Source organism: Bariatricus sp. SGI.161 (genome assembly GCF_050313695.1).
In the GTDB taxonomy this organism is placed as follows: Bacteria; Bacillota; Clostridia; order Lachnospirales; family Lachnospiraceae; genus JAFBIX01.
In genome coordinates this window covers 26,734-47,526 of record NZ_JBNPLX010000003.1, presented here as the reverse complement: position 1 = coordinate 47,526, position 20,793 = coordinate 26,734, and the positions used below count along the sequence as shown (strand labels likewise).

The 20,793-nt window shown below is 45.2% G+C and carries 19 protein-coding genes; all 19 read left to right on the top strand.

Going from position 1 to position 20,793, the window contains the following annotated elements:
- The first annotated feature begins 465 nt into the window (after positions 1 to 465).
- The 19 genes from ACQRBH_RS02655 (at position 466) to ACQRBH_RS02565 (ending at position 20,778) form a co-directional block, all read left to right on the top strand.
- The gene (locus ACQRBH_RS02655; RefSeq protein ID WP_002584330.1) at positions 466 to 654 is read left to right on the top strand and encodes a hypothetical protein; all 189 of its coding nucleotides are present in this window, start codon (positions 466 to 468) and stop codon (positions 652 to 654) included.
- Complete coding sequence (locus tag ACQRBH_RS02650; protein ID WP_002584329.1) at positions 651 to 992, top strand: DeoR family transcriptional regulator; 342 nt, start codon at positions 651 to 653, stop codon at positions 990 to 992. Before ACQRBH_RS02655 ends, ACQRBH_RS02650 begins: the two co-directional genes overlap by 4 nt.
- The gene (locus ACQRBH_RS02645; protein WP_002584328.1) at positions 985 to 1,281 is read left to right on the top strand and encodes a DUF3847 domain-containing protein; all 297 of its coding nucleotides are present in this window, start codon (positions 985 to 987) and stop codon (positions 1,279 to 1,281) included. Before ACQRBH_RS02650 ends, ACQRBH_RS02645 begins: the two co-directional genes overlap by 8 nt.
- A gap of 746 nt (positions 1,282 to 2,027) precedes the next feature.
- Complete coding sequence (locus ACQRBH_RS02640) at positions 2,028 to 3,488, top strand: Lsa family ABC-F type ribosomal protection protein (protein ID WP_002584327.1); 1,461 nt, start codon at positions 2,028 to 2,030, stop codon at positions 3,486 to 3,488.
- Between the two features lie 214 nt (positions 3,489 to 3,702).
- The gene (locus ACQRBH_RS02635) at positions 3,703 to 4,248 is read left to right on the top strand and encodes an AAA family ATPase (protein ID WP_002584326.1); all 546 of its coding nucleotides are present in this window, start codon (positions 3,703 to 3,705) and stop codon (positions 4,246 to 4,248) included.
- 196 nt (positions 4,249 to 4,444) lie between these two features.
- The gene (gene mobQ / locus ACQRBH_RS02630; RefSeq protein WP_002584325.1) at positions 4,445 to 6,025 is read left to right on the top strand and encodes a MobQ family relaxase; all 1,581 of its coding nucleotides are present in this window, start codon (positions 4,445 to 4,447) and stop codon (positions 6,023 to 6,025) included.
- A gap of 65 nt (positions 6,026 to 6,090) precedes the next feature.
- Positions 6,091 to 6,735: a CHC2 zinc finger domain-containing protein gene (locus tag ACQRBH_RS02625; RefSeq protein WP_002584324.1), complete on the top strand. Its 645-nt coding sequence runs from the start codon at positions 6,091 to 6,093 to the stop codon at positions 6,733 to 6,735.
- The gene (locus ACQRBH_RS02620; RefSeq protein WP_002584323.1) at positions 6,704 to 8,041 is read left to right on the top strand and encodes a virulence-associated E family protein; all 1,338 of its coding nucleotides are present in this window, start codon (positions 6,704 to 6,706) and stop codon (positions 8,039 to 8,041) included. Before ACQRBH_RS02625 ends, ACQRBH_RS02620 begins: the two co-directional genes overlap by 32 nt.
- A gap of 241 nt (positions 8,042 to 8,282) precedes the next feature.
- Positions 8,283 to 8,480: a hypothetical protein gene (locus ACQRBH_RS02615; protein WP_002592708.1), complete on the top strand. Its 198-nt coding sequence runs from the start codon at positions 8,283 to 8,285 to the stop codon at positions 8,478 to 8,480.
- Positions 8,481 to 10,151, top strand: coding sequence for a recombinase family protein (locus tag ACQRBH_RS02610; RefSeq protein WP_002584321.1), 1,671 nt, complete (start codon positions 8,481 to 8,483; stop codon positions 10,149 to 10,151).
- A 94-nt stretch (positions 10,152 to 10,245) separates the two neighbouring features.
- Positions 10,246 to 10,326, top strand: a complete 81-nt coding sequence (locus ACQRBH_RS02605) for a Maff2 family mobile element protein (RefSeq protein WP_368203042.1) — start codon at positions 10,246 to 10,248, stop codon at positions 10,324 to 10,326.
- Positions 10,327 to 10,338: 12 nt separating this feature from the next.
- Positions 10,339 to 11,208 carry a VirB6/TrbL-like conjugal transfer protein, CD1112 family gene (locus tag ACQRBH_RS02600; RefSeq protein WP_015524554.1) on the top strand — a complete coding sequence of 290 codons (870 nt, stop codon included), beginning with the start codon at positions 10,339 to 10,341 and terminating at the stop codon, positions 11,206 to 11,208.
- 23 nt (positions 11,209 to 11,231) lie between these two features.
- Positions 11,232 to 11,696, top strand: coding sequence for a PrgI family protein (locus ACQRBH_RS02595; RefSeq protein WP_005344185.1), 465 nt, complete (start codon positions 11,232 to 11,234; stop codon positions 11,694 to 11,696).
- Positions 11,578 to 14,034: a VirB4-like conjugal transfer ATPase, CD1110 family gene (locus ACQRBH_RS02590; RefSeq protein WP_182437823.1), complete on the top strand. Its 2,457-nt coding sequence runs from the start codon at positions 11,578 to 11,580 to the stop codon at positions 14,032 to 14,034. The genes ACQRBH_RS02595 and ACQRBH_RS02590 overlap by 119 nt, the downstream gene beginning before the upstream one ends.
- A gap of 16 nt (positions 14,035 to 14,050) precedes the next feature.
- Entirely contained in the window at positions 14,051 to 14,161 is a 111-nt protein-coding gene (locus ACQRBH_RS02585; RefSeq protein ID WP_008688066.1) for a hypothetical protein, read from the top strand.
- A gap of 18 nt (positions 14,162 to 14,179) precedes the next feature.
- A complete protein-coding gene (locus ACQRBH_RS02580) occupies positions 14,180 to 16,981 on the top strand; it encodes a CD1108 family mobile element protein (RefSeq protein WP_427760885.1) in 2,802 nt (933 codons plus the stop codon).
- Positions 16,962 to 17,315: a DUF4315 family protein gene (locus ACQRBH_RS02575; protein WP_227163109.1), complete on the top strand. Its 354-nt coding sequence runs from the start codon at positions 16,962 to 16,964 to the stop codon at positions 17,313 to 17,315. Before ACQRBH_RS02580 ends, ACQRBH_RS02575 begins: the two co-directional genes overlap by 20 nt.
- Positions 17,278 to 18,705 carry a CD1107 family mobile element protein gene (locus ACQRBH_RS02570; RefSeq protein ID WP_028086446.1) on the top strand — a complete coding sequence of 476 codons (1,428 nt, stop codon included), beginning with the start codon at positions 17,278 to 17,280 and terminating at the stop codon, positions 18,703 to 18,705. The genes ACQRBH_RS02575 and ACQRBH_RS02570 overlap by 38 nt, the downstream gene beginning before the upstream one ends.
- Entirely contained in the window at positions 18,706 to 20,778 is a 2,073-nt protein-coding gene (locus tag ACQRBH_RS02565; protein ID WP_028086447.1) for a DNA topoisomerase 3, read from the top strand.
- Positions 20,779 to 20,793 lie beyond the last annotated feature (15 nt).

The following is a 20,793-nucleotide window of genomic DNA, read 5'->3' as shown; positions in this document are numbered from 1 at the left end:
GGCGGTTTCATTACTGCCGCTTAACTGGATTATATCATACTTTCCGCAATCGTGGAAATTTCTGATTTTTACCCTTAATTCCTACTTTGTGGACATACGGCACAGGGCACAAAAATGTTCTATGATACAGGTAGTTCATCGATGGATTATTCCAATCGAATGACCAGCCTGTGTGGGATATGCTTCCCCGGCGATGTAGCGCCATGACTTTTGGCAGGGATATGGAGGAACCCTGACCGAAACGAGCGTACCAAAGGGAGCAATACGCCGCTGTGAGATTCAGGGGAGGAACGACACCGGGGAGAACTGGCGAACTGATACCGAAATGATACCGAAACACGACAATCTGATAGGGGGATAGTCTACCCTATTGCTGATACTTCTGGAGATTTTAGACGGCTCTATGACCGTAATTTTGCCGAAAATCGCCCCGAAACTATACACTAAAACGGGAGGAAACGCAATATGCCGAGAATGAGCAAAAAGAGGAAGCATGAGCTTTCTTTTTACCTCAATGACCGGGGGCGTGTCACTTACAACGAATTATGCCGGAAATGCAAGCATGGGTGCAAGCAGAGCTTCCGGGCGGTTGTGGTTGACTGCCCCCGTTATTTATCCAAAAGAGCAAAGAAAAAGGAGGAACACACCGAATGAATTTTGAATTTATGACGATAGGCACACCGTTGCCGCCCTGTATGCCCTTTCCCAGAGCGTTGACAGGATTTCCAGTCAGCAGCACCGCAAAGGTCATGTACTGCCGGATGTTGGACGCTATGCTATCCAACGGACAGGAGGACGAGAACGGAATCCTGTTTATCTGCTTCCCTGTCACAGCCATTGCCGCAGTCCTGTCCCGCAGCCCCATGACGGTCAAGCGTTCTCTGAATGAACTGGAAACCGCCGGACTGATCATGCGAGTGCGTCAGGGCGTTGGAGAACCAAACAGGATTTATGTGCTGATACCGGGAAAGGAGGACGCTGCCCTTGCCTGATACCTCAAAGCTGGAAAAGCTCAACCGAGAGTTGGAAAAGAGTGAAAAGAAACTGCGGAAAGCCATCAATGATGAAAAGGCATTGCAGCACCAGCTAAAGCAGCTTACCCGAAAAGAACGGACACACCGGCTCTGTACTCGTGGCGGTATGCTGGAAAGTTTTCTGCAAGAGCCGGAACGCCTGACAGATGATGATGTCATGCTGTTGTTGACACTCATTTTTCACAGGCAGGACACGCAGGAACTATTGAAGAAACTGCTGGAACGTGAGAAGCCGGAAACCCCTTAGTTTACTAAGGGCGCAATTATACACCACCCAAAGGTTGGTGCATTGCGTTCTCCGAAGGCTCCTTGCCGGAGGGCTGTGATTTTTCGCAGTCATGGTCTGCTCCAAATCATACAGGGGACGCTACGCTTCCCCTGCGCTGGCTACCGCCAGCTACCCTTTTGTGGACTTGTCATCTGGGGACACCTTGCGTTGCAAGCTGTTCCCAGCCGACAAGTTTCATAAAATATGCTATCTTTTCGATAGGCAATAAAGTATAATAAAGTCAGCAATAAATCGGAATTTTACGGTCAGTAAGGAATGCGTAAAGTTATATGATTGTATTATAAGCGATTTGTTAAATTTTTATAACCACTTGTATTTGCCTGCGATTTATGGTATAATATTTTGAAATTTAGAAAGAGGTGGGAAGATGATTAACTTTTCTTGCAAATAAAATCAAAATATGCGGTAGTGCTATACTTTGGCATTATTGTGTCTATTGCAAGAAAGTTATATGTCTATCTTACTCAATATAGTGCTGTTGCCACTTTTGCTTAGTGGTGTTATTTTATGCTATGACGAGCTGCAAGGATAAACTTTCTTGTGGCTCTTATTTTGTTTTGGAGGTGCTTTATGAATAGTGCAGAACAGATAGTTACACATGATTCACTCCGTATAGTGTCGGTTCCTTTTGGTGAAATCTATACGTAGTAAACATTCACCGAACCGACTTTGTATCGTATGACATGCAAAGGAGGATAATATTTATGTCAATGATTAAAATTGAAAACCTTACGTTTTCATATCCGACAAGTTATGATAATGTTTTTGAAAATGTCAGTTTCCAGGTTGATACCGATTGGAAGCTTGGTTTTGTGGGCAGAAACGGACGAGGTAAAACAACCTTTCTGAATCTTCTGCTTGGGAAATATGAGTATAGTGGAAAAATCCTATCATCCGTACAGTTTGATTATTTTCCTTATCCCGTTTCAGATAAGAATCGTATTACAGAGGATATATTGCAGGAGATTTGCCCACTTGCGGAAGAATGGGAACTTATGCGAGAACTTTCTTATCTTGATGTTGATGTCGATGTGCTTTGGCGACCTTTTGAAACACTTTCCAACGGAGAGCAGACAAAGGTTTTGATTGCCGCTCTTTTTCTTAATGAAGGGCATTTCCTACTGATTGATGAACCTACCAACCATTTGGATGCCAAAGCGAGAAAAAGTGTGGCGGCATATCTGAAAAAGAAAAAGGGATTCATCTTAGTTTCTCACGATCGTCGCTTTCTTGACGATTGTGTTGACTATATTCTATCGATTAACCGAGCGAATATCGAAGTGCAAAGAGGAAACTTTTCATCATGGATGTCAAATTTTGAGCGACAGCAAGAATTTGAACTGGCTCAGAACGAACGTTTGCAAAAGGACATCAGACGATTACAGCAGTCGGCAAAACGCGCTGCAGTATGGTCTGAACGTGTAGAAGCTTCCAAAATTGGGGCAGCAGATAAAGGTTATGTCGGTCATAAAGCCGCCAAAATGATGAAGCGTTCAAAATCTATAGAAGCGAGACAACAACAGACAATCGAACAAAAATCAGCATTGCTGAAAAATATGGAAACCGCAGAAGCCCTCAAGATACAACCGCTTAATTACCATACAGATTTGCTTGCATCATTATCGAATGTAGTAGTTTATTATGATGGCATTTCAGTTTGTGAACCCGTTTCGTTTGAAATAAGACAGGGAGAACGCATTGTGCTTGATGGAAAGAACGGCAGTGGCAAAAGTAGCCTGTTAAAGTTGGTAGTCGGGCAGTCCATAGATTATACGGGTACAGTAACACTTGGCTCTGGGCTTGTAATTTCTTATGTGCCACAGGATACATCGTATTTATGTGGAACCCTTTCCGAGTTTGCAGAAGAAAACAACCTTGATGAAAGTTTGTTCAAGGCAATTCTTAGGAAAATGGACTTTGAGCGTGTACAGTTTGAAAAGGATATTAAAGACTTTTCTGGCGGGCAAAAGAAGAAAGTCCTAATTGCGAAAAGCCTTTGTGAAAAGGCACACTTGTATGTATGGGATGAACCGCTCAACTTTATTGATGTGTACTCACGTATGCAGATTGAACAACTCATAACGGAGTTTGCCCCGACCATGCTCCTGGTAGAACATGACAGTGTTTTTCGAGATACTGTGGCAAGTAAAATTGTGAATATCTAAATTGGTTCTTCCGCAATTTTACGTTTTTCGCTTTAATAAAAATGGAGAATGCTGATTTACACTGGCATTCCAGTATTGAAAAATTACAAAATACGGATAATTGCGTAAGAACCTCTAAATTAAAATAATTGTATGGGTTAATTCCAGCTTTACAGAGACTCAAATTCCAGTTTGTAGAATTAAGAAAATCGTAATTTGTGGAGGTAAAATATAGATGAATCAAGGTAGAATTATTGTAATCACAGGTGCGCCGGGGACAGGAAAAACTACAACGGCATCTGCTGTTGCAAAAGAATCAGATTTGGAAAAGTCTGTGCATATGCACACAGATGACTTTTATCATTATTTGAGTAAAGGGGCAATACCACCGCATTTGCCAGAATCAAATGAGCAAAATTTGATTGTCATTGAAGCGTTTTTAGAAGCTGCGAAGCGATATGCTCGTGGTGGATATGATGTAATTGTTGACGGTATTATCGGACCGTGGTTTTTAAAGCCGTGGCAAAGTCTTGTTCGGGAACATTATGAGGTGCATTATATTATTTTAAGGGCAAGTAAGGAAGAAACCTTGAAGCGAGCTGTTGAACGCTCAAAGTTAGACCGAAAGACAAATATCGAATTGGTAGAAACCATGTGGGAGCAATTTTGCAATCTGGGAATATATGAATCGAATGTTATAGATACGACCACTTATTCCATTCAAGAAACTGTTTCCGCAGTACAAGAAAAAATCGCAAGTAGGGCAGCGTTGTTGTCTTAGATTGTTTTGGTGCAATTCCAGTTTGTTAGCTTTACATCGGGTCAACTTGTCCCGAACTTTTACAACTAAATACCCGCCGCTCACACAGTGGCACACCGAGCAGGAAATCTGAAAAAGGTCTCCTGCTTTTTTTCTGCCCAAAATGAGGTGGTAAAACGCCACCCCATCCACCAATTAGCGAAAGGAGGGACACGAAATGCCTTGTCCACACAACGAAATCACGATTGTTCAGCGCAGCCAGCGGCAGTCTGCGGTTGCCGCCGCTGCTTACCAAAGCGGCGAAAAGCTGTTCTGTGAATACGACCAGCAAGTAAAGCACTACCCGGAAAAGCGTGGTATCGTCCACAATGAAATCCTGCTCCCGGCAAATGCTCCACAGGAATATGCAGACCGCAATACTTTATGGAATGCCGCCGAAGCGGTGGAAAAGCAATGGAACTCCCAGCTTGCAAGGCGGTGGGTGCTTACCATTCCCAGAGAGATACCGCCCGACCAGTACGCTGTCCTTGTACGGGAGTTTTGTGAACAGCAGTTTGTTTCCAAAGGCATGATTGCTGATTTTGCCATCCATGACCCCCATCCGCCGGGACACAATCCCCACGCCCATGTCCTGCTGACCATGCGGGCAATGGATGAACATGGAAAATGGCTTCCCAAGAGCCGCAAGGTTTATGACCTTGACGAGAATGGGGAACGGATAAAGCTGCCGTCCGGCAGGTGGAAAAGCCACAAGGAGGATACGGTGGACTGGAACGACCAGAAGTATTGTGAAATCTGGCGGCATGAATGGGAGGTTATCCAGAACCGCTATCTGGACGCCAATGACCGCCCGGAGCGTGTGGACTTGCGTTCCTATGCCAGACAGGGGCTTGATATAGTCCCCACTGTCCATGAGGGGACTGCTGTCCGGCAGATGGAAAAGCGAGGTATCCAGACGAATATCGGCAACCTGAACCGGGAAATCAGAGCCGCCAACCGCCTGATGAAGTCCATCCGGCAGCTTATCCAAAACCTCAAAGGCTGGATTACCGAGCTGGGAGAAAAACGGAAGGAGCTGCTTGCACAAAAGGCGGCGGAGGAAGCGACACTTCTTCCCAATCTGCTGATGAAGTATATGGAGATACGAAAGGAAGAACGGAAGGACTGGACAAGGGCTGGACAGAACCGGGGAACTTCACAGGACTTAAAGGCAGTCAGCGAAGCCCTGTCCTATCTCCGGCAAAAGGGGCTTTCCACTGTGGAGGACTTAGAAGCGTTTCTGGAATCTTCCGGGAAATCAGCCGCAGATTACCGCAATCAGATGAAGCCAAAGGAAGCCCGGAGCAAAGTGATTGACGGGATTCTTGCCAGCCGGACAGACTGCAAGGAATGTAAGGCTGTCTATGAGAAGTACCAGAAGATATTTTTTAAGAAAATAAAGGGGAAATTCAAACAGGAACACCCGGAGGTTGCCCGGTATGAGAAAGCCGCTGACTACCTTGCCAAGCACCCGGACGATAAGGATAAAACGAAAAATGAGTTGCAACAGGAGCAGGAAACGCTTCTCAGCGAAATCGCAGAGCTGAAAGTACCACTGACCGAGGTACAGGAGGATTTGAAGAAGCTGCGGGACATCCGCTACTGGGTACGGAAAGCCACACCCGGCACAGAGGAAAGCAAAGAGCCGCCCAAGAAGCAGCCCATCAAAGAAGTCTTGCAGGATAAGACTGACGAGAAAAAAGCACAAAGAACCGCCCCGGCACAGGAGAAACACAGACAACAGGATATGGAACTTTAACAGGCACTTGCCATTTTCAATTAGAGAATGTCAGGTGCTTTTCTTATTTTCAAGGAGGGATAGATTTGAATGTATTCGAAGCTGTGAAGCAGTCCGTCACAACAAGACAGGCTGCGGAGTATTATGGAATCCATGTAGGTCGGAACGGGATGGCTTGCTGCCCGTTCCATAACGATAAAACCCCAAGCATGAAGCTGGATCGGCGTTACCATTGCTTCGGCTGCGGTGCGGATGGGGATGTGATTGATTTTGCCGCCGCCCTGTATGGGCTGGGAAAGAAAGAAGCCGCCGTACAGCTGGCACAGGACTTCGGGCTTTCCTATGAGGACTGGAAACCGCCGGGAAAGGTAAAAAAGCCCAAGACCCGGCAGAAATCCCCGGAGGAACAGTTTCAGGAAGCAAAGAATCGCTGCTTCCGTATTCTTGCCGATTATCTCCATCTGCTGATGGCATGGAGAACGGACTACGCCCCGCACTCCCCGGAGGAAGCCTTTCATCCCCGGTTTGTGGAAGCCTTACAGAAGCAAGCCCAAGTGGAATATCTGCTGGATGTGCTGCTGTTCGGGGAAACAGAGGAAAAAGCGGATTTGATTACGGACTACGGAAAGGATGTGATACAGCTTGAACAGCGAATGGCAGAACTTGCAGCCGCAGACGCAGCAAGAACTAAAAAACACTATGAACGCCATGCAGCCGCCCCAGAGCGTTGAGGAAATCAAGGCGGGGCTGGAAACCACCGAGAAAGGCGGTGTCCGTCAGAGCATACGGAACTGCCTGACCGTATTCCAACGTGACCCTCTGCTTTCAGGGGCTATCGCATACAACATCCTGACTGACCGCAAGGACATCATAAAGCCCATCGGTTTTCACAGAGAAAGCACCGCCCTGAACGATACGGACATGAAGTATCTGCTTCTTTATCTGGAAGAAACCTACGGGCTTACCAATGAGAAAAAGATTGATAACGCCATCGGGATTGTGGCGAATGAAAACAAGTACCATCCCATCCGGGACTATCTCAATACCCTTGTGTGGGACGGGACAGAGCGAATCCGCTTCTGCCTGCGGCACTTTCTGGGGGCTGACGCAGACGATTACACCTATGAAGCGTTGAAGCTGTTCCTGCTGGGTGCAATCTCACGAGCCTTTCAGCCGGGGTGCAAGTTTGAAATCATGCTCTGTCTGGTAGGCGGTCAGGGGGCTGGAAAGTCCACCTTCTTCCGGCTGCTGGCAGTCCGGGACGAGTGGTTCTCCGATGATTTGCGGAAGCTGGACGATGACAATGTGTACCGCAAGCTGCAAGGTCACTGGATTATTGAAATGTCGGAAATGATGGCAACCGCCAACGCCAAGAGCATTGAGGAAATCAAGTCATTTTTAAGCCGGCAGAAAGAGGTCTACAAGATACCTTATGAAACCCACCCGGCAGACCGCCCCCGTCAGTGCGTGTTTGGCGGCACTTCCAATGCCCTTGACTTCCTGCCCCTTGACCGTTCCGGCAACCGCCGCTTTATCCCGGTCATGGTGTACCCGGAGCAGGCGGAAGTTCACATTTTGGAGGATGAAGCCGCTTCCAGAGCCTATATCGGGCAGATGTGGGCGGAAGCGATGGAGATTTATAAAAGCGGCAGGTTCAAGCTGGCTTTCAGCCCCGCCATGCAGCGGTATCTCAAAGAACACCAGCGGGATTTTATGCCGGAGGACACCAAAGCCGGGATGATACAGGCGTATCTTGATAAATACACCGGGAGCATGGTCTGCTCCAAGCAGCTCTATAAGGAAGCCTTGAACCATGCTTTTGACGAGCCGAAGCAATGGGAAATCCGGGAAATCAACGAGATTATGAACCAGTGCATTTCCAGCTGGCGGTACTTCCCAAACCCAAGAATGTTTTCCGAATATGGCAGACAAAAGGGCTGGGAGCGTGAAAACCCGGCAACGGACTCCGGCAACCCGTCTGAAAAAACGATGGACGGTTTTGTGGAGGTCACAGAACAGATGGAGCTTCCATTCTGAAAAGGACAGCCCGTTGCACCCCCTGTTGTTATCCCGTTGCCGAGCCGGTTGCCGGGAAAAACCCCTTATTTCCGGGCTTTTCTCCCTTATAACAACCAAAACAACAAAAAAATAAAAGAAAAGTATAAATAGTAACCATCGCCAGATTGAGATTGTTTGCAAGGTCTTTTGAAGTCCGTTGCCGGACTTCGTTGCCGACACCCTCTGTCTGGCTATTTTCATGTATGGAGGATAACTGCCTATGGCAAAAAACAAAACAGAGATTCATGTGACCACTGTATTTGACGGGGAGCTTGACGCCACTGATGTGTTCGTCAGCCTGATTTCCCAGAAATACGGAAAGACAAATGCAAAAGAATATCTTGCTAAAAAGAAAGATATAGGCTATAATGAAGATGAGGTTCAAAAGAGCCAGATACCGTCTGGATTGTGTGGGTAAATGGCTATGATGAACGAAATGGAATACAGAACAATCGGTTCGGCACTTGCCGGGGGTTATCGTGCGGCGGTCTATTGCAGGCTGTCAAAGGACGATGACCTGCAAGGCGAAAGTGCCAGTATCGCAAACCAGCGTGATATGCTGGAAAAATACTGCGAAAAGCAGGGATGGGAGGTTGTGGCAGTCTATCAGGACGATGGCTTCACAGGTCTTAACATGGAGCGTCCTGACCTACAGAGAATGTTGAGAGCCATTGAGCGCAGGCAGATCAACCTTGTCATCACGAAAGACCTCAGCCGACTGGGGCGTAATTATCTGCAAACCGGGCATTTGATTGAGGACTTTTTCCCAAGAAACGGTGTCCGCTATATCGCCATGAATGACGGCATCGACACCCTGCGGGATAACAACGACATTGCCCCGTTCAAGAATATCCTGAACGAGATGTACAGCAAGGATATTTCCAAGAAAGTCCATTCCTCTTATCTTCTGAAAGCGCAGAAAGGACAGTTTACCGGGTGTCTTGCCCCGTTTGGGTATCGGAAAGACCCGGAGGACAAAAACCATCTGCTCATTGACGAGGAAACCGCCCCGATTGTGCGGCTGATTTTCGGATATGCCCTGAACGGTCATGGTCCGAACTATATCCGCAGACGGCTGGAGAAAGAAAAAATCCCCTGCCCTACATGGTGGAACCGGGAACGGGGGCTTCGCAATACCCGCACCAAATGGGAAAAGAAAGACCCAGAAAACGGGCGGTATATGTGGGACTTCTCCGTTATCAAAGACCTTTTGATGAATCCCGTCTACACCGGGGCGATTGCTTCCCAGAAAAAGGACTACCGCTTCAAAATCGGCACGATTGGGGAAAAGAAGCCGGAGGACTGGATTGTGGTGGAGGGACAGCATGAACCGCTGATTGACAGCATGAGCTTTGACATTGTGCAGAACAAGCTGAAATCCCGCCAGCGTCCGGGGCAGACCAATGAAATCAGCCTGTTTGCCGGACTGTTAAAATGCGGCGAGTGTGGGAAGTCGCTGACGGTACGCTACACAAACGCTAAACATCCCCAGCGGATTTACTCCTGCAAGACCTACAATGCCTTTGGAAAGAACCACTGCACCCAGCACCGGATTGATTATGACACCCTTTACAGCCATGTGCTGCGGAAAATCCGGGAATGTGCCAGAGCTGCCCTGATGGACGGGGAAGCGGTTGCCGACCGCCTGACCAATACCTGTGAAGCCGAGCAGCGGGAACAGCGGGAAGCAATGGAACGCTCCCTTACAAGGGACGAGGAACGGATTGAGGTTCTGGACAAAATGGTCATGCGGCTTTATGAGGATATGATTGCAGGGCGTATCAGTGAGCAGAATTTCAACACCATGCTGGAAAAGACACAGACCGAGCAGACGGAGCTTAAAACAAAAGTGTCCGAGGGCAGAAAGCGGCTGTCCGATGAAGTCCAGCTTGCCAATGATGCAAAACAATGGGTGGAAGCCATTCAGGAATACGCCAACATCACAGAGCTGGACGCAGCCACCCTCAACCGCTTAATCAAAGAAATCGTTGTGCATGAGCGCATTGACGAAGATAAAACAAGACACATTTCTATCGAAATTCATTTTAATCTCAAACCCATCCCGGAGGTGGAACAGGTCACTGCCTGACCTGTCCCGCCGGGACGGTTCTCTTAACAACACCATATAGATTTTTTGTACGCCGCCGCCCGCCATCGAGCAGAGTTTTTACACCTAATTGGGGATGAAACAGCTGATGGCTGGTGCCGGAATCATGCTGCTGGGAACTACCCTGATTCCACAGCTGGCAACATTGTTCTCTTAAGAGGAGTGGTAGATGAACACCATCATTGAGAGAATTACGGAAGCGATAAAGGATATCCTGATCGGGCTTATCAAGTCAAGTTTGGATAACATGTTCACGTCTGTCAATGAGCAGGTGGGAACCATAGCCGGGCAGGTGGGACAGACACCGCAGGGATGGAATGCAGGGATTTTTAATCTGATTCAGAATATATCCCAAACGGTGATTGTCCCCATTGCGGGACTGATCATCACCTTTGTCCTGTGCTATGAATTGATCACGATGGTAACACAGAAAAACAATTTCCATGAATTTGAGACTTATAACATTTTCCTCTGGATCTTCAAAGCGTATGTAGCCATTTATCTGGTGACAAATACGTTCAATATCACGATGGCGGTCTTTGATGTTGGCCAGCATGTGGTCAACAATGCCGCCGGGGTGATATCAGGAAACACTGCGGTGGATGCAACAGAAGCAATTTCACGGATTGTGGATGCCCTGGAGGATATGGAGTTAGGGGATTTGTTCCTGCTATCCATGGAAACGATGTTGATCAGTGTTACCATGCACATTCTGTCAATTATCATTACGGTAATCTTGTACGGAAGAATGATAGAAATTTACCTTTATACTTCCATAGCACCAATTCCGTTTGCCACCATGACCAATAAGGAATGGGGAAATATCGGAAACAACTATTTAAAAGGCTTGTTCGCACTGGCATTTCAGGGATTCTTCATGATGGTCTGTGTGGGAATTTATGCAGTTTTAGTAAATGCAATGACCATATCCAGTGACCTTCATGCAGCAATGTTTTCAGTAGCGGCTTATACCGTGATTCTTGCATTTTCATTATTCAAGACCGGAAGCCTTAGCAAATCAATATTCAATGCCCATTAGCGGGCAGGAAAGGAGCGCATACCATGGCGTATGTACCAGTACCAAAAGACCTTACCAAGGTCAAAACAAAAGTAGCGTTAAATCTGACAAAGCGGCAGTTGATTTTTTTTTCACTTGCCGCAGTTGTGGGAATTCCGTTTTATCTGGTCATGAGAAAACCAATCGGTTCCAGTATCGCAGCCATCCTGATGGTAACGATCATGCTTCCGTTTTTCTTCATGGCAATGTATGAAAAAGACGGTCTTCCCTTTGAAAAAGTGGTGGCAAATATCATTCGACAGAAGTTTATCTGTCCGGCAGTAAGACCATATAAGACAGAAAATTTTTATCAGGAGATTTCCACCCTTGTGAAAAAGGAGGGTGTGCCGGATGGCAAAAAAGACAAAGCAGGAGGCTCAGCAGGAGCGTCTGTCCCTGGCGGAAAAAAGAAACCGTCAGGAAAGAAGAAACAAAAAAAGCAGAAAAGAAAGAGAACAGGAAAAGCGTAGAAAGAAGCAGGAACGGGATCGTAGGAAACAGAAAAACATTCCTACAACTGCACAGCAGAGTATTCCGTATATTCGAATGCTGCAGGATGGTATCTGCCAGGTGACAAAGACCTTTTTCTCCAAGACGATTCAGTTTTATGACATCAACTATCAGCTTGCTTTAAATGAGGATAAGACCACGATATTTGAAAATTACTGTGATTTCTTAAATTACTTTGATTCTTCCATCAGTGTGCAGCTGTCCTTTATCAATCAGCAGGTGGATGTGGCAGAATTTGAGAAAAGCATTGATATTCCAGATCAGAACGATGACTTCAATGCCATTCGTGAAGAGTACCGAACTATGTTGAAAAATCAGCTTTCCAAAGGAAATAATGGTCTGGTAAAGACAAAGTATATCACTTTTGGAATCGAAGCAGAGAGCCTGAAGGTGGCAAGACCGAGGCTTGAAAGAATTGAAACAGATATCTTAAACAACTTTAAGGTTCTGGGTGCACAGGCACATTCCCTGAATGGTCTGGAGCGGCTGGAGATTCTATATCATGTGTTCAACCAGGATCGGATTGAACCATTTAAGTTCCAGTATAAGATGCTGCCGGAAACAGGGTTAAAGACCAAAGATTTTATTGCACCGACTTCCTTTAACTTTTCCAAGAATCAGACATTTTTGATGGGAAGAACGATGGGAAGTGTGAGTTACCTGCAGATTCTTGCACCGGAGCTTACAGACCGGATGCTTGCAGATTTCCTGGATGTGGATGACAGCATCAATGTCAACATTCATATCCAGTCTATTGATCAGAGTTCAGCGATCAAAATGATCAAGAGTAAAATTTCAGATTTGGATAAGATGAAGATTGAGGAGCAAAAACGGGCTGTACGTTCCGGTTATGATATGGATGTGCTTCCATCGGACCTTGTGACTTATGGAGAAGAGGCGAAGAACCTGCTGGAAGATCTGCAGTCCAGAAATGAGCGAATGTTCCTTGTAACAGTTCTGGTAATGAATACCGCAAAGAAGCGTCAGAAGCTGGATAATAATATTTTCCAGGTACAGGGAATCGCACAGAAATATAACTGTTCTTTAAAACAGCTGGATTATCAGCAGGAAGCAGCACTTATGTCCTGTATTCCGCTGGGAGTCAATCGAATTGAAATTCAGAGAGGGCTTACCACATCTTCAACAGCGATCTTCGTGCCATTTACGACACAGGAACTGTTTCAGGAAGGGGAAGCTCTTTATTATGGACTGAATGCATTATCCAACAACATGATTATGGTTGATCGGAAACGTTTGAAGAACCCGAATGGACTGATTCTTGGTACACCAGGTTCCGGTAAGTCCTTCTCAGCAAAGAGAGAGATTACAAACTGCTTTCTGATTACGGAGGACGATATCATTGTCTGTGATCCAGAAGCCGAATATTCGGCACTTGTGCAGGCACTGCATGGGCAGGTGGTAAGAGTTTCACCGGTATCTGACCAGTATATCAATCCGATGGATCTGAACCTGAACTATTCTGAGGAAGATAATCCGCTGTCATTGAAAGCAGATTTTATTCTGTCTTTGTGTGAACTGATTGTTGGAGGAAAGAATGGATTGGAGCCGGTAGAAAAGACCATTATTGACCGTTGTGTGCGGTTAGTATATCAGGAATACCTTGCCGATCCAGTACCTGAGAAGATGCCAATCCTGGAGGATTTATATAACCTTCTGAGAAAACAGGAAGAGCCGGAAGCACAGCGACTGGCCACATCATTGGAGATTTATGTTACAGGTTCTTTGAATGTGTTTAATCATCAGACAAACGTGGATATCAATAACCGCATTGTATGCTTTGACATCAAGGAACTTGGTAAGCAGCTGAAAAAAATCGGGATGCTTGTAATCCAGGATCAGGTCTGGAACAGGGTAACGATGAACCGTTCTGCCCATAAGTCCACCAGATATTATGTGGATGAGTTCCATCTTCTTTTGAAGGAAGAGCAGACCGCAGCTTATAGTGTGGAGATATGGAAGAGATTTCGTAAATGGGGTGGTATTCCAACTGGAATCACCCAGAATATCAAGGATTTATTGTCTTCCAGGGAGATAGAGAATATATTTGAAAATTCAGATTTTATTTATATGCTCAATCAGGCATCCGGAGACAGGCAGATTCTGGCAAAACAGCTGAATATCTCACCAACCCAGCTGTCCTATGTAACCAACAGTAATGAGGGGGAAGGACTTTTGTTCTATGGAAATGTCATTATCCCATTTGTAGACAGATTCCCGAAGAATTCCCTCTATAAAATCATGACAACCCGCTTAGAGGAGACTTCCGAAGCAGGTTAAATCAAAGGAGAAAACAATGTTACGAGCAATTTCATATGTATTAACTTTTAGTGGCGGTGCTGTTTTTGGCATCGCTTTTCTCTGTTTATTACAGGCAGGGAAAGGATATCCGAAGAAGGAGGAGTAATCAGTGGCAGAACAGAGAATGAAAGTCAGGGATAAGAAAGTTCAGAAGATGACCAAGGATGGTCTGGTGGAAGAAAACCTGACAGATAAATCTTCTGTTCGTGTCAGTAACCGTGCCAGTGATGTGCAGATGGGAGGAAAACAGGGGGAAAAAGAATTAAGCCTTGTGGATAAGTCTTCCCGCCAGTCTGAACGGAGTGGGAAAAATATTCGTCCCTCTGTGCAAAAATCCAGAGATGCACCGGAACTGATACGGACAGAGAAGCAAAGTGAGGATTTTGGACAAAATAGAAAGCAGCAAAACCGGAAAAGGATTCGTGCTGAAGTCGGAAAAGAATCCAGACTTGCAGAAAAATCTGAAGCCGGACAGTCAGGGAGACTGAAAGAAAAACGTGCAGATCTATCAGAAAACAGAGGAGACAGCCGGAAAAATCAGACCGGCGGCAGCAAAAAGCCAAAACAAAAACAGCGTTTGAAATTTGCTTATGAGGAAACTGGTGCTTCTGTGAAAAATGACAAAGATATGGAGAAATTGAACCAGATGGATACGGATGGAGTCAATTTCCGCCATCAAAAACAGAAGGAAAAAGCCAAAAAGTTTTCTTATGAGGAAGCAAAAAAGAAAAAGGAAGCTAAGCAGCATTCCAAGAAGGCACAGGTCTATCGGGCAAATGAAGGGGAAGCTCCTGGAAAGAAGAAATTCCGCTTGAAGTTTGGTGAAGGGGAATCTGTGAAAACAGAAAAAGCTTCTGTTGTCAAGAAAGCAGGAAGTGCAACTTCCGTAGCATTGCACCGTGAGATCAGCAAAAATGAAGACGATAATGCGGCGGTAGAAGGTGTCCATAAGTTAGAAGAAAGCGGCGAAGGTGTTTACCGGCTGGAACAGAGAAGTGCCAGACGCAGGAAACAGAGGGCATCCAGAAAAAGAAGCAGACTTGAAAGACAGGAAGAGAAACAGACACAGGCGGCAACCCGTCAGGAGCAGAAGAAACTGAAAAAACAGATTCAGAAGCAACAGATCAAACGGGATTATGCCAAAGCGAAGCGAAGTGAACAGACAGTAGGAACAGCTACAAAAGGTACGATTGATTATATTAAGAAGATTGGCGGTAAGGTCACCAACTTCTTTAAAGAAAACCGGAAGGTGTATATCAGTGTAGCAGTTCTGATCGGATTGATGTTTCTGATCATAACGAATGTCACGTCATGTTCTGCAGTGTTTTTACAAAATGTAATCACTTACACAGGGACCAGTTATCTGTCATCGGATCAGGCAATCCGGGAAGCGGAATTGTATTATACACAGCTGGAAGCTAATCTGCAGGAGCGGATCAACAACATGGAATCTGAAGAACCGGGACATGAGGAATACCGATATAACATCGGACCTATTGAGCATGATCCGTTTATCCTGATCAGTTATCTGTCAGCAAAGTATGAAGAATTTACCTTTGAACAGGTAAAGCCAGAACTGGATGCTCTTTTTGCATTGCAGTATCGGTTAGAAACAGAAGCAGTCAATGAGACTGTGACAGAGACAGCAACTGTAAGAGTTGGAGAATCTTTGGGACAGGTTGTGACCAGTGGGTATTGTAACTGCCCAATTTGTTGTGGTATTTGGAGCGGAGGACCGACTGCCAGTGGAGCATATCCAACTGCCAATCATACCTTAGCGGTAGATGCTTCCAATCCGTTTGTACCAATGGGAACAAAGGTAGTTATGAATGGTGTCGAATATACTGTAGAAGATACCGGAGCTTTCGCAAGATACGGTGTACAGTTTGATGTCTATTATGACAGTCATGCGGCAGCATCTGCACATGGACATCAAACATGGGAATGTTATCTGGCAGATGATAATGGAAGCAATGAAGTGGAAGTGACCAGGACAAGAGATGTAGATGTGCTGAATGTCACCTTAAATAGTGGAAACCTGATGTCAATCTGTCAGGACAGGTTGGGATTTTTCCAGAAAGAACTGTTCAGTGCCTACAACGATACAAAAGGCAACTTGCAGATGTTTGCAACACCGGTTGATTTTAACTGGTATTCCAGTGTGACCAGCTATTATGGATACAGGATTCATCCAATATCAGGAGCAAATCAGCTTCATAATGGTATGGATATCGGAGCACCGGAAGGGACAAAAGTAATGGCAGGGCTGACCGGAACGGTTACAACTTCTGCTTATAACGACAGCTATGGCAATTATGTTGTGATCAAGGACAGTAAAGGCTATGAACTGCGGTATGCACATTTAAGCAGCCGGAGTGTATCTGCAGGAGCATCCGTCACGAAAGGTGATGAGATAGGGCTTGTAGGAAATACTGGAAATTCTACAGGAAGCCATCTTCACATTGAACTTCTGAAAAATGGAGAGCGGTTAAACCCGATCTTTTATCTGGAAACAGGAGAAGGGGCAGGATTTGGCGGCAATGAATATACCAGTGAAGCAGCACAGCGTTTGTTAAATGAAGCAGCGAGATATCTTGGGACACCGTATGTGTGGGGTGGATATTCGCCAAGTGGATTTGACTGTTCTGGATTCGTAAGTTACTGCCTGACACATTCAGGTGTAAGGAATACAGGAAGATTAACGGCACAGGGATTGTATGACATTTGTACGCCGGTATCTCAGTCAGAAGCACAGCCAGGAGATCTGATCTTCTTTACAGGTACTTACGATGCAGGAGTTCCGGTAACGCATATCGGAATCTATGTGGGCAATGGTCAGATGATCCATTGTGGGCATCCGGTGCAGTATACGTCCATCAACTCTCCATACTGGCAGAGTCATTTCTATGGATTCGGACGATGGTAAGGAAAAGGGCGGTGTAACAGCCGTCCGGAAAGGAGAAGCGATGAAAAGTCTTGAAAAAGCAACGGCAGATTATGAGAAAGCCAAGGAAAAAATGGAAGCATCCAAAGCCAGATATGAAGCAGATTTAAAGCGTTTCAAGGCTGCGGAGATAGCAAAAACAGAAGCGGAAAATCTGGAAATTGTAAAAATTATCCGTGCAATGGATATGAGCATTCCAGAGCTGGAAGCTTTCAAAAAGAGAATGAAAAATGAACTGCCCGGCAGGGTAGAAATACAGAAGGAGGAAACAAGGTCTGATGATGAATTTAGAGAAGATGAAACAGAAGAAATCTAAAAATAGCGTGAAAAAAGGATTGCTTGCGGCAACAACGATTCTTTGCTTGACATCGCCTATGTTGCAGACACAGAGTGTGTTAGCGGCAGAGAATACAGCACCCGCAATTACGATTGAAAAGCCAGATGGCTGGAGACAGGGGGAAACGGCAGTCGCAATTACTGTGGATGCCAGTCATATGCCAGAAGGATTTTCTATCACAAAAATTGAAGCGAAAGCTGGGAAAGACGGAAGCTGGCAGGATGTGACAGGGAATGGAAGTATTTCCATTACTGGTAATCAGACGGTCTATGTGCGTGTGACAGATGGTGAGGGGAAGGTCTATGAGCAGAATCGCTCTATTAAGTGTTATGACACAGAAAAGCCTACGCTTTCTGCATCTCTGACAGATGGTGTACTGACGATTCAGGGAAATGATACCGTTTCCGGCATTACTTCTGTGACAGTTAATGGCACCACTTATACAGATCTGAAGGATGGAATGCTGAGAGTGCAACTGACACAGAAAGATTTTACAACAAAACAGATTGAAATCACGGTAACGGATGGTGCCGGAAATACTTCTGAAAAGTATGTGTTGCAGAATCCTTATTATGAATGGGCAAAGAAGCAGGCAGAGAAACAGAAAACTTCAGGTGACAGCAATGGTGCGATGGCAACCACGACCAGTGCAGATGCAACTGGGACTGAGAAAACAACGACTTCACCACTTCCGCAGGATGCACAGGCTTCTGAGCCAACAGATGCAAAAGGAACTGTGGATGATCGGACAGTGACAGGTATTGAGGAACAGCTTAATAAAGAAGGCGAGACAGCAGATTCTGTTACCAAAACAGCTACGGAAGGCACAAAAGAGTTTTATACCATTTCAACTAAGAGTGGTAAGATTTTTTATCTGATCATCGACAATTCAAAATCTCAGGATAATGTGTATTTCCTTACCGAAGTCAGTGAGAAAGACCTGATGAACTTCACACTTTCTGATTCTGTGACACTTCCGGAAGTAGATATTGTTTATGCAGAACCAGAGAAACAGGCTGAAGAAGAAAAGCCGGAAACGACAGAGACAGATGAGAAAGATAAGGTAGAGGATGAAATTCAGATGCCAGAAGACAAAAGTTTGGCAGGGACTTATCTACTGATCGGATTGGTTGCTGTTGGAGCTGCGGCAGGTGGTTATTACTTGAAAGTCTACAAACCGAAACATGAATATGATGATGAAGATGAGATGGAAGAGGATGAAAATGAATCCGAAGATTCAGAGTCAGAAAAACGGGAAGTAGACGATGCAGATGAGCAGGAAGAACAGGAAAATGCAGGGACAGAAGTTTTGAAAGATGAAGATTTCAATGATGAGGTACTAGAAGATGAAGAAGAGGAGCAGGAGTAAATGAAATTAGTGATTGCAGAAAAGCCATCGGTTGCGATGGCACTGGCTTCCGTGCTTGGAGCCAGAACAAGAAAAGATGGCTACGTGGAGGGAAACGGTTATATCGTTTCCTGGTGCGTAGGACATCTGGTTGGATTATGTGATGCATCGGAATACGATGAAAAATATAAAAAATGGAGATATGATGATCTGCCGATTGTGCCAGAATGTTGGAAACATAAGGTATTGGAAGGTACGAAAAAGCAGTTTGGAATCTTAAAGAAACTTATGAGAGATTCCAAAGTAGATGAAGTGATCTGTGCCACTGATGCAGGACGTGAAGGTGAGCTGATCTTCCGTCTGGTGTATGAGCAGGCAGGATGTAAAAAGCCGATGAAGCGACTCTGGATCTCTTCCATGGAAGAACAGGCAATTAAAGATGGATTTGCGTCATTAAAAGACGGTTCGTGTTATGACAGTCTCTATCAGTCAGCTCTTTGCAGGGCAAAGGCTGACTGGCTGGTGGGAATCAATGCGAGCCGTCTTTTTTCTGTTCTGTATAACCAGAATCTGAAAGTTGGAAGAGTACAGACACCAACACTTGCCATGATCGTGGATCGAAATCAGAAGATCAAGGAATTTACCAAAGAGAAATATTATATGGCTCATATCAAATTTGACGATATGGATGCGGTCACAGAGAATTTTCAGAAAAAAGAAGATGCAGATAAAGTGGCTGCAGAGTGTCAGGAGCGCATGTGCGAAGTGGAGAAGGATGATGTGAAAGAGAAAACGGTCCGCCCTCCGAAGCTTTATGATCTGACCACCCTGCAGAGGGAAGCTAACAGAATGTTTGGCTATACCGCACAGCAGACATTGGATGCTGTGCAGGAGATGTATGAGCAGAAGCTTGTCACTTATCCGAGAACAGACAGCCAGTATCTGACAGATGAGATGGGAGAAAGTACAGAAACTCTGATTCAGATGTTATTTGGGAAAATGCCTTATGCTGAAGGTCTGGAATATCAACCGGACGTGAGTAAGGTATTAAATTCAAAGAAAGTATCCGATCACCATGCGATTATCCCAACCATGGAAGTAGCCAAAGCAGATATTGGTGAACTGAAAGAACGAAGCCGCAAGATTTTGTATTTGATCAGTGCCAGGGTTCTGACAGCAACTGCAGATCCTTATATTTATGAGAGTCATAAATGTCAGATTACCTGCAATTATCATACGTTTTATCTCAATGCAAAGAAAACAAAACAGGAAGGGTTCAAGACAATTGAGAAAAAACTGAAACAGTTCTTTGGAATCATTGCAGAAAAAGAAGAGCCGGAGTTGGATATCTGGGCAGGCAAGCATTATGGTCCCTGTGATTCTTTTGTATCGGAGTATTTTACACAGCCACCGAAACAGTACACAGAAGATACCCTGCTTTCTGCGATGGAACGTGCAGGGAATGAAGAGCTGACCGAAGATACAGAAAAGAAAGGACTTGGTACTCCTGCAACAAGGGCAGCAATCATTGAAAAACTGATTCAGTCTGGCTTTGTGAAAAGGGAAAAGAAAAATCTGGTGCCGACAGATGATGGAAATGTGCTGATTACGGTTCTACCAGATGAGATTAAATCTCCGAAGATGACCGCAGAGTGGGAAATGGCATTGAATCATATTGCCCAGAATACAGAGACAGCAGATGAATTCCTAAATGGGATTACAGAGCTGATGCAGGAACTGGTTGCCAGGTATCAGGGGATTTCAGAAGAGAAGAAAAATCAGTTTCAGGGAAAGGCAAAAGGAGAAGTCATTGGCAAATGTCCCCGCTGTGGAGCAGATGTCAGGGAAGGAAAAGTAAATTTTTACTGTTCTGACCGGAAATGTGCTTTTACCTTATGGAAAAATGATAAATTTCTTGCAAGCCAGGGAAAAAAGATGGATAAGGTGGCAGCAAAGAAGTTCCTGTCTAAAGGAAAAATCCATTATAAGGATCTGGTATCAAGAAAAACAGGGAGACAGTATGAAGCAACTGTGGAGATGGTCGATCCCGGAGAGGGAAATGTACAGTTCAATCTTATTTTTCCACAACGATAAGTAGTGTATTGCAGG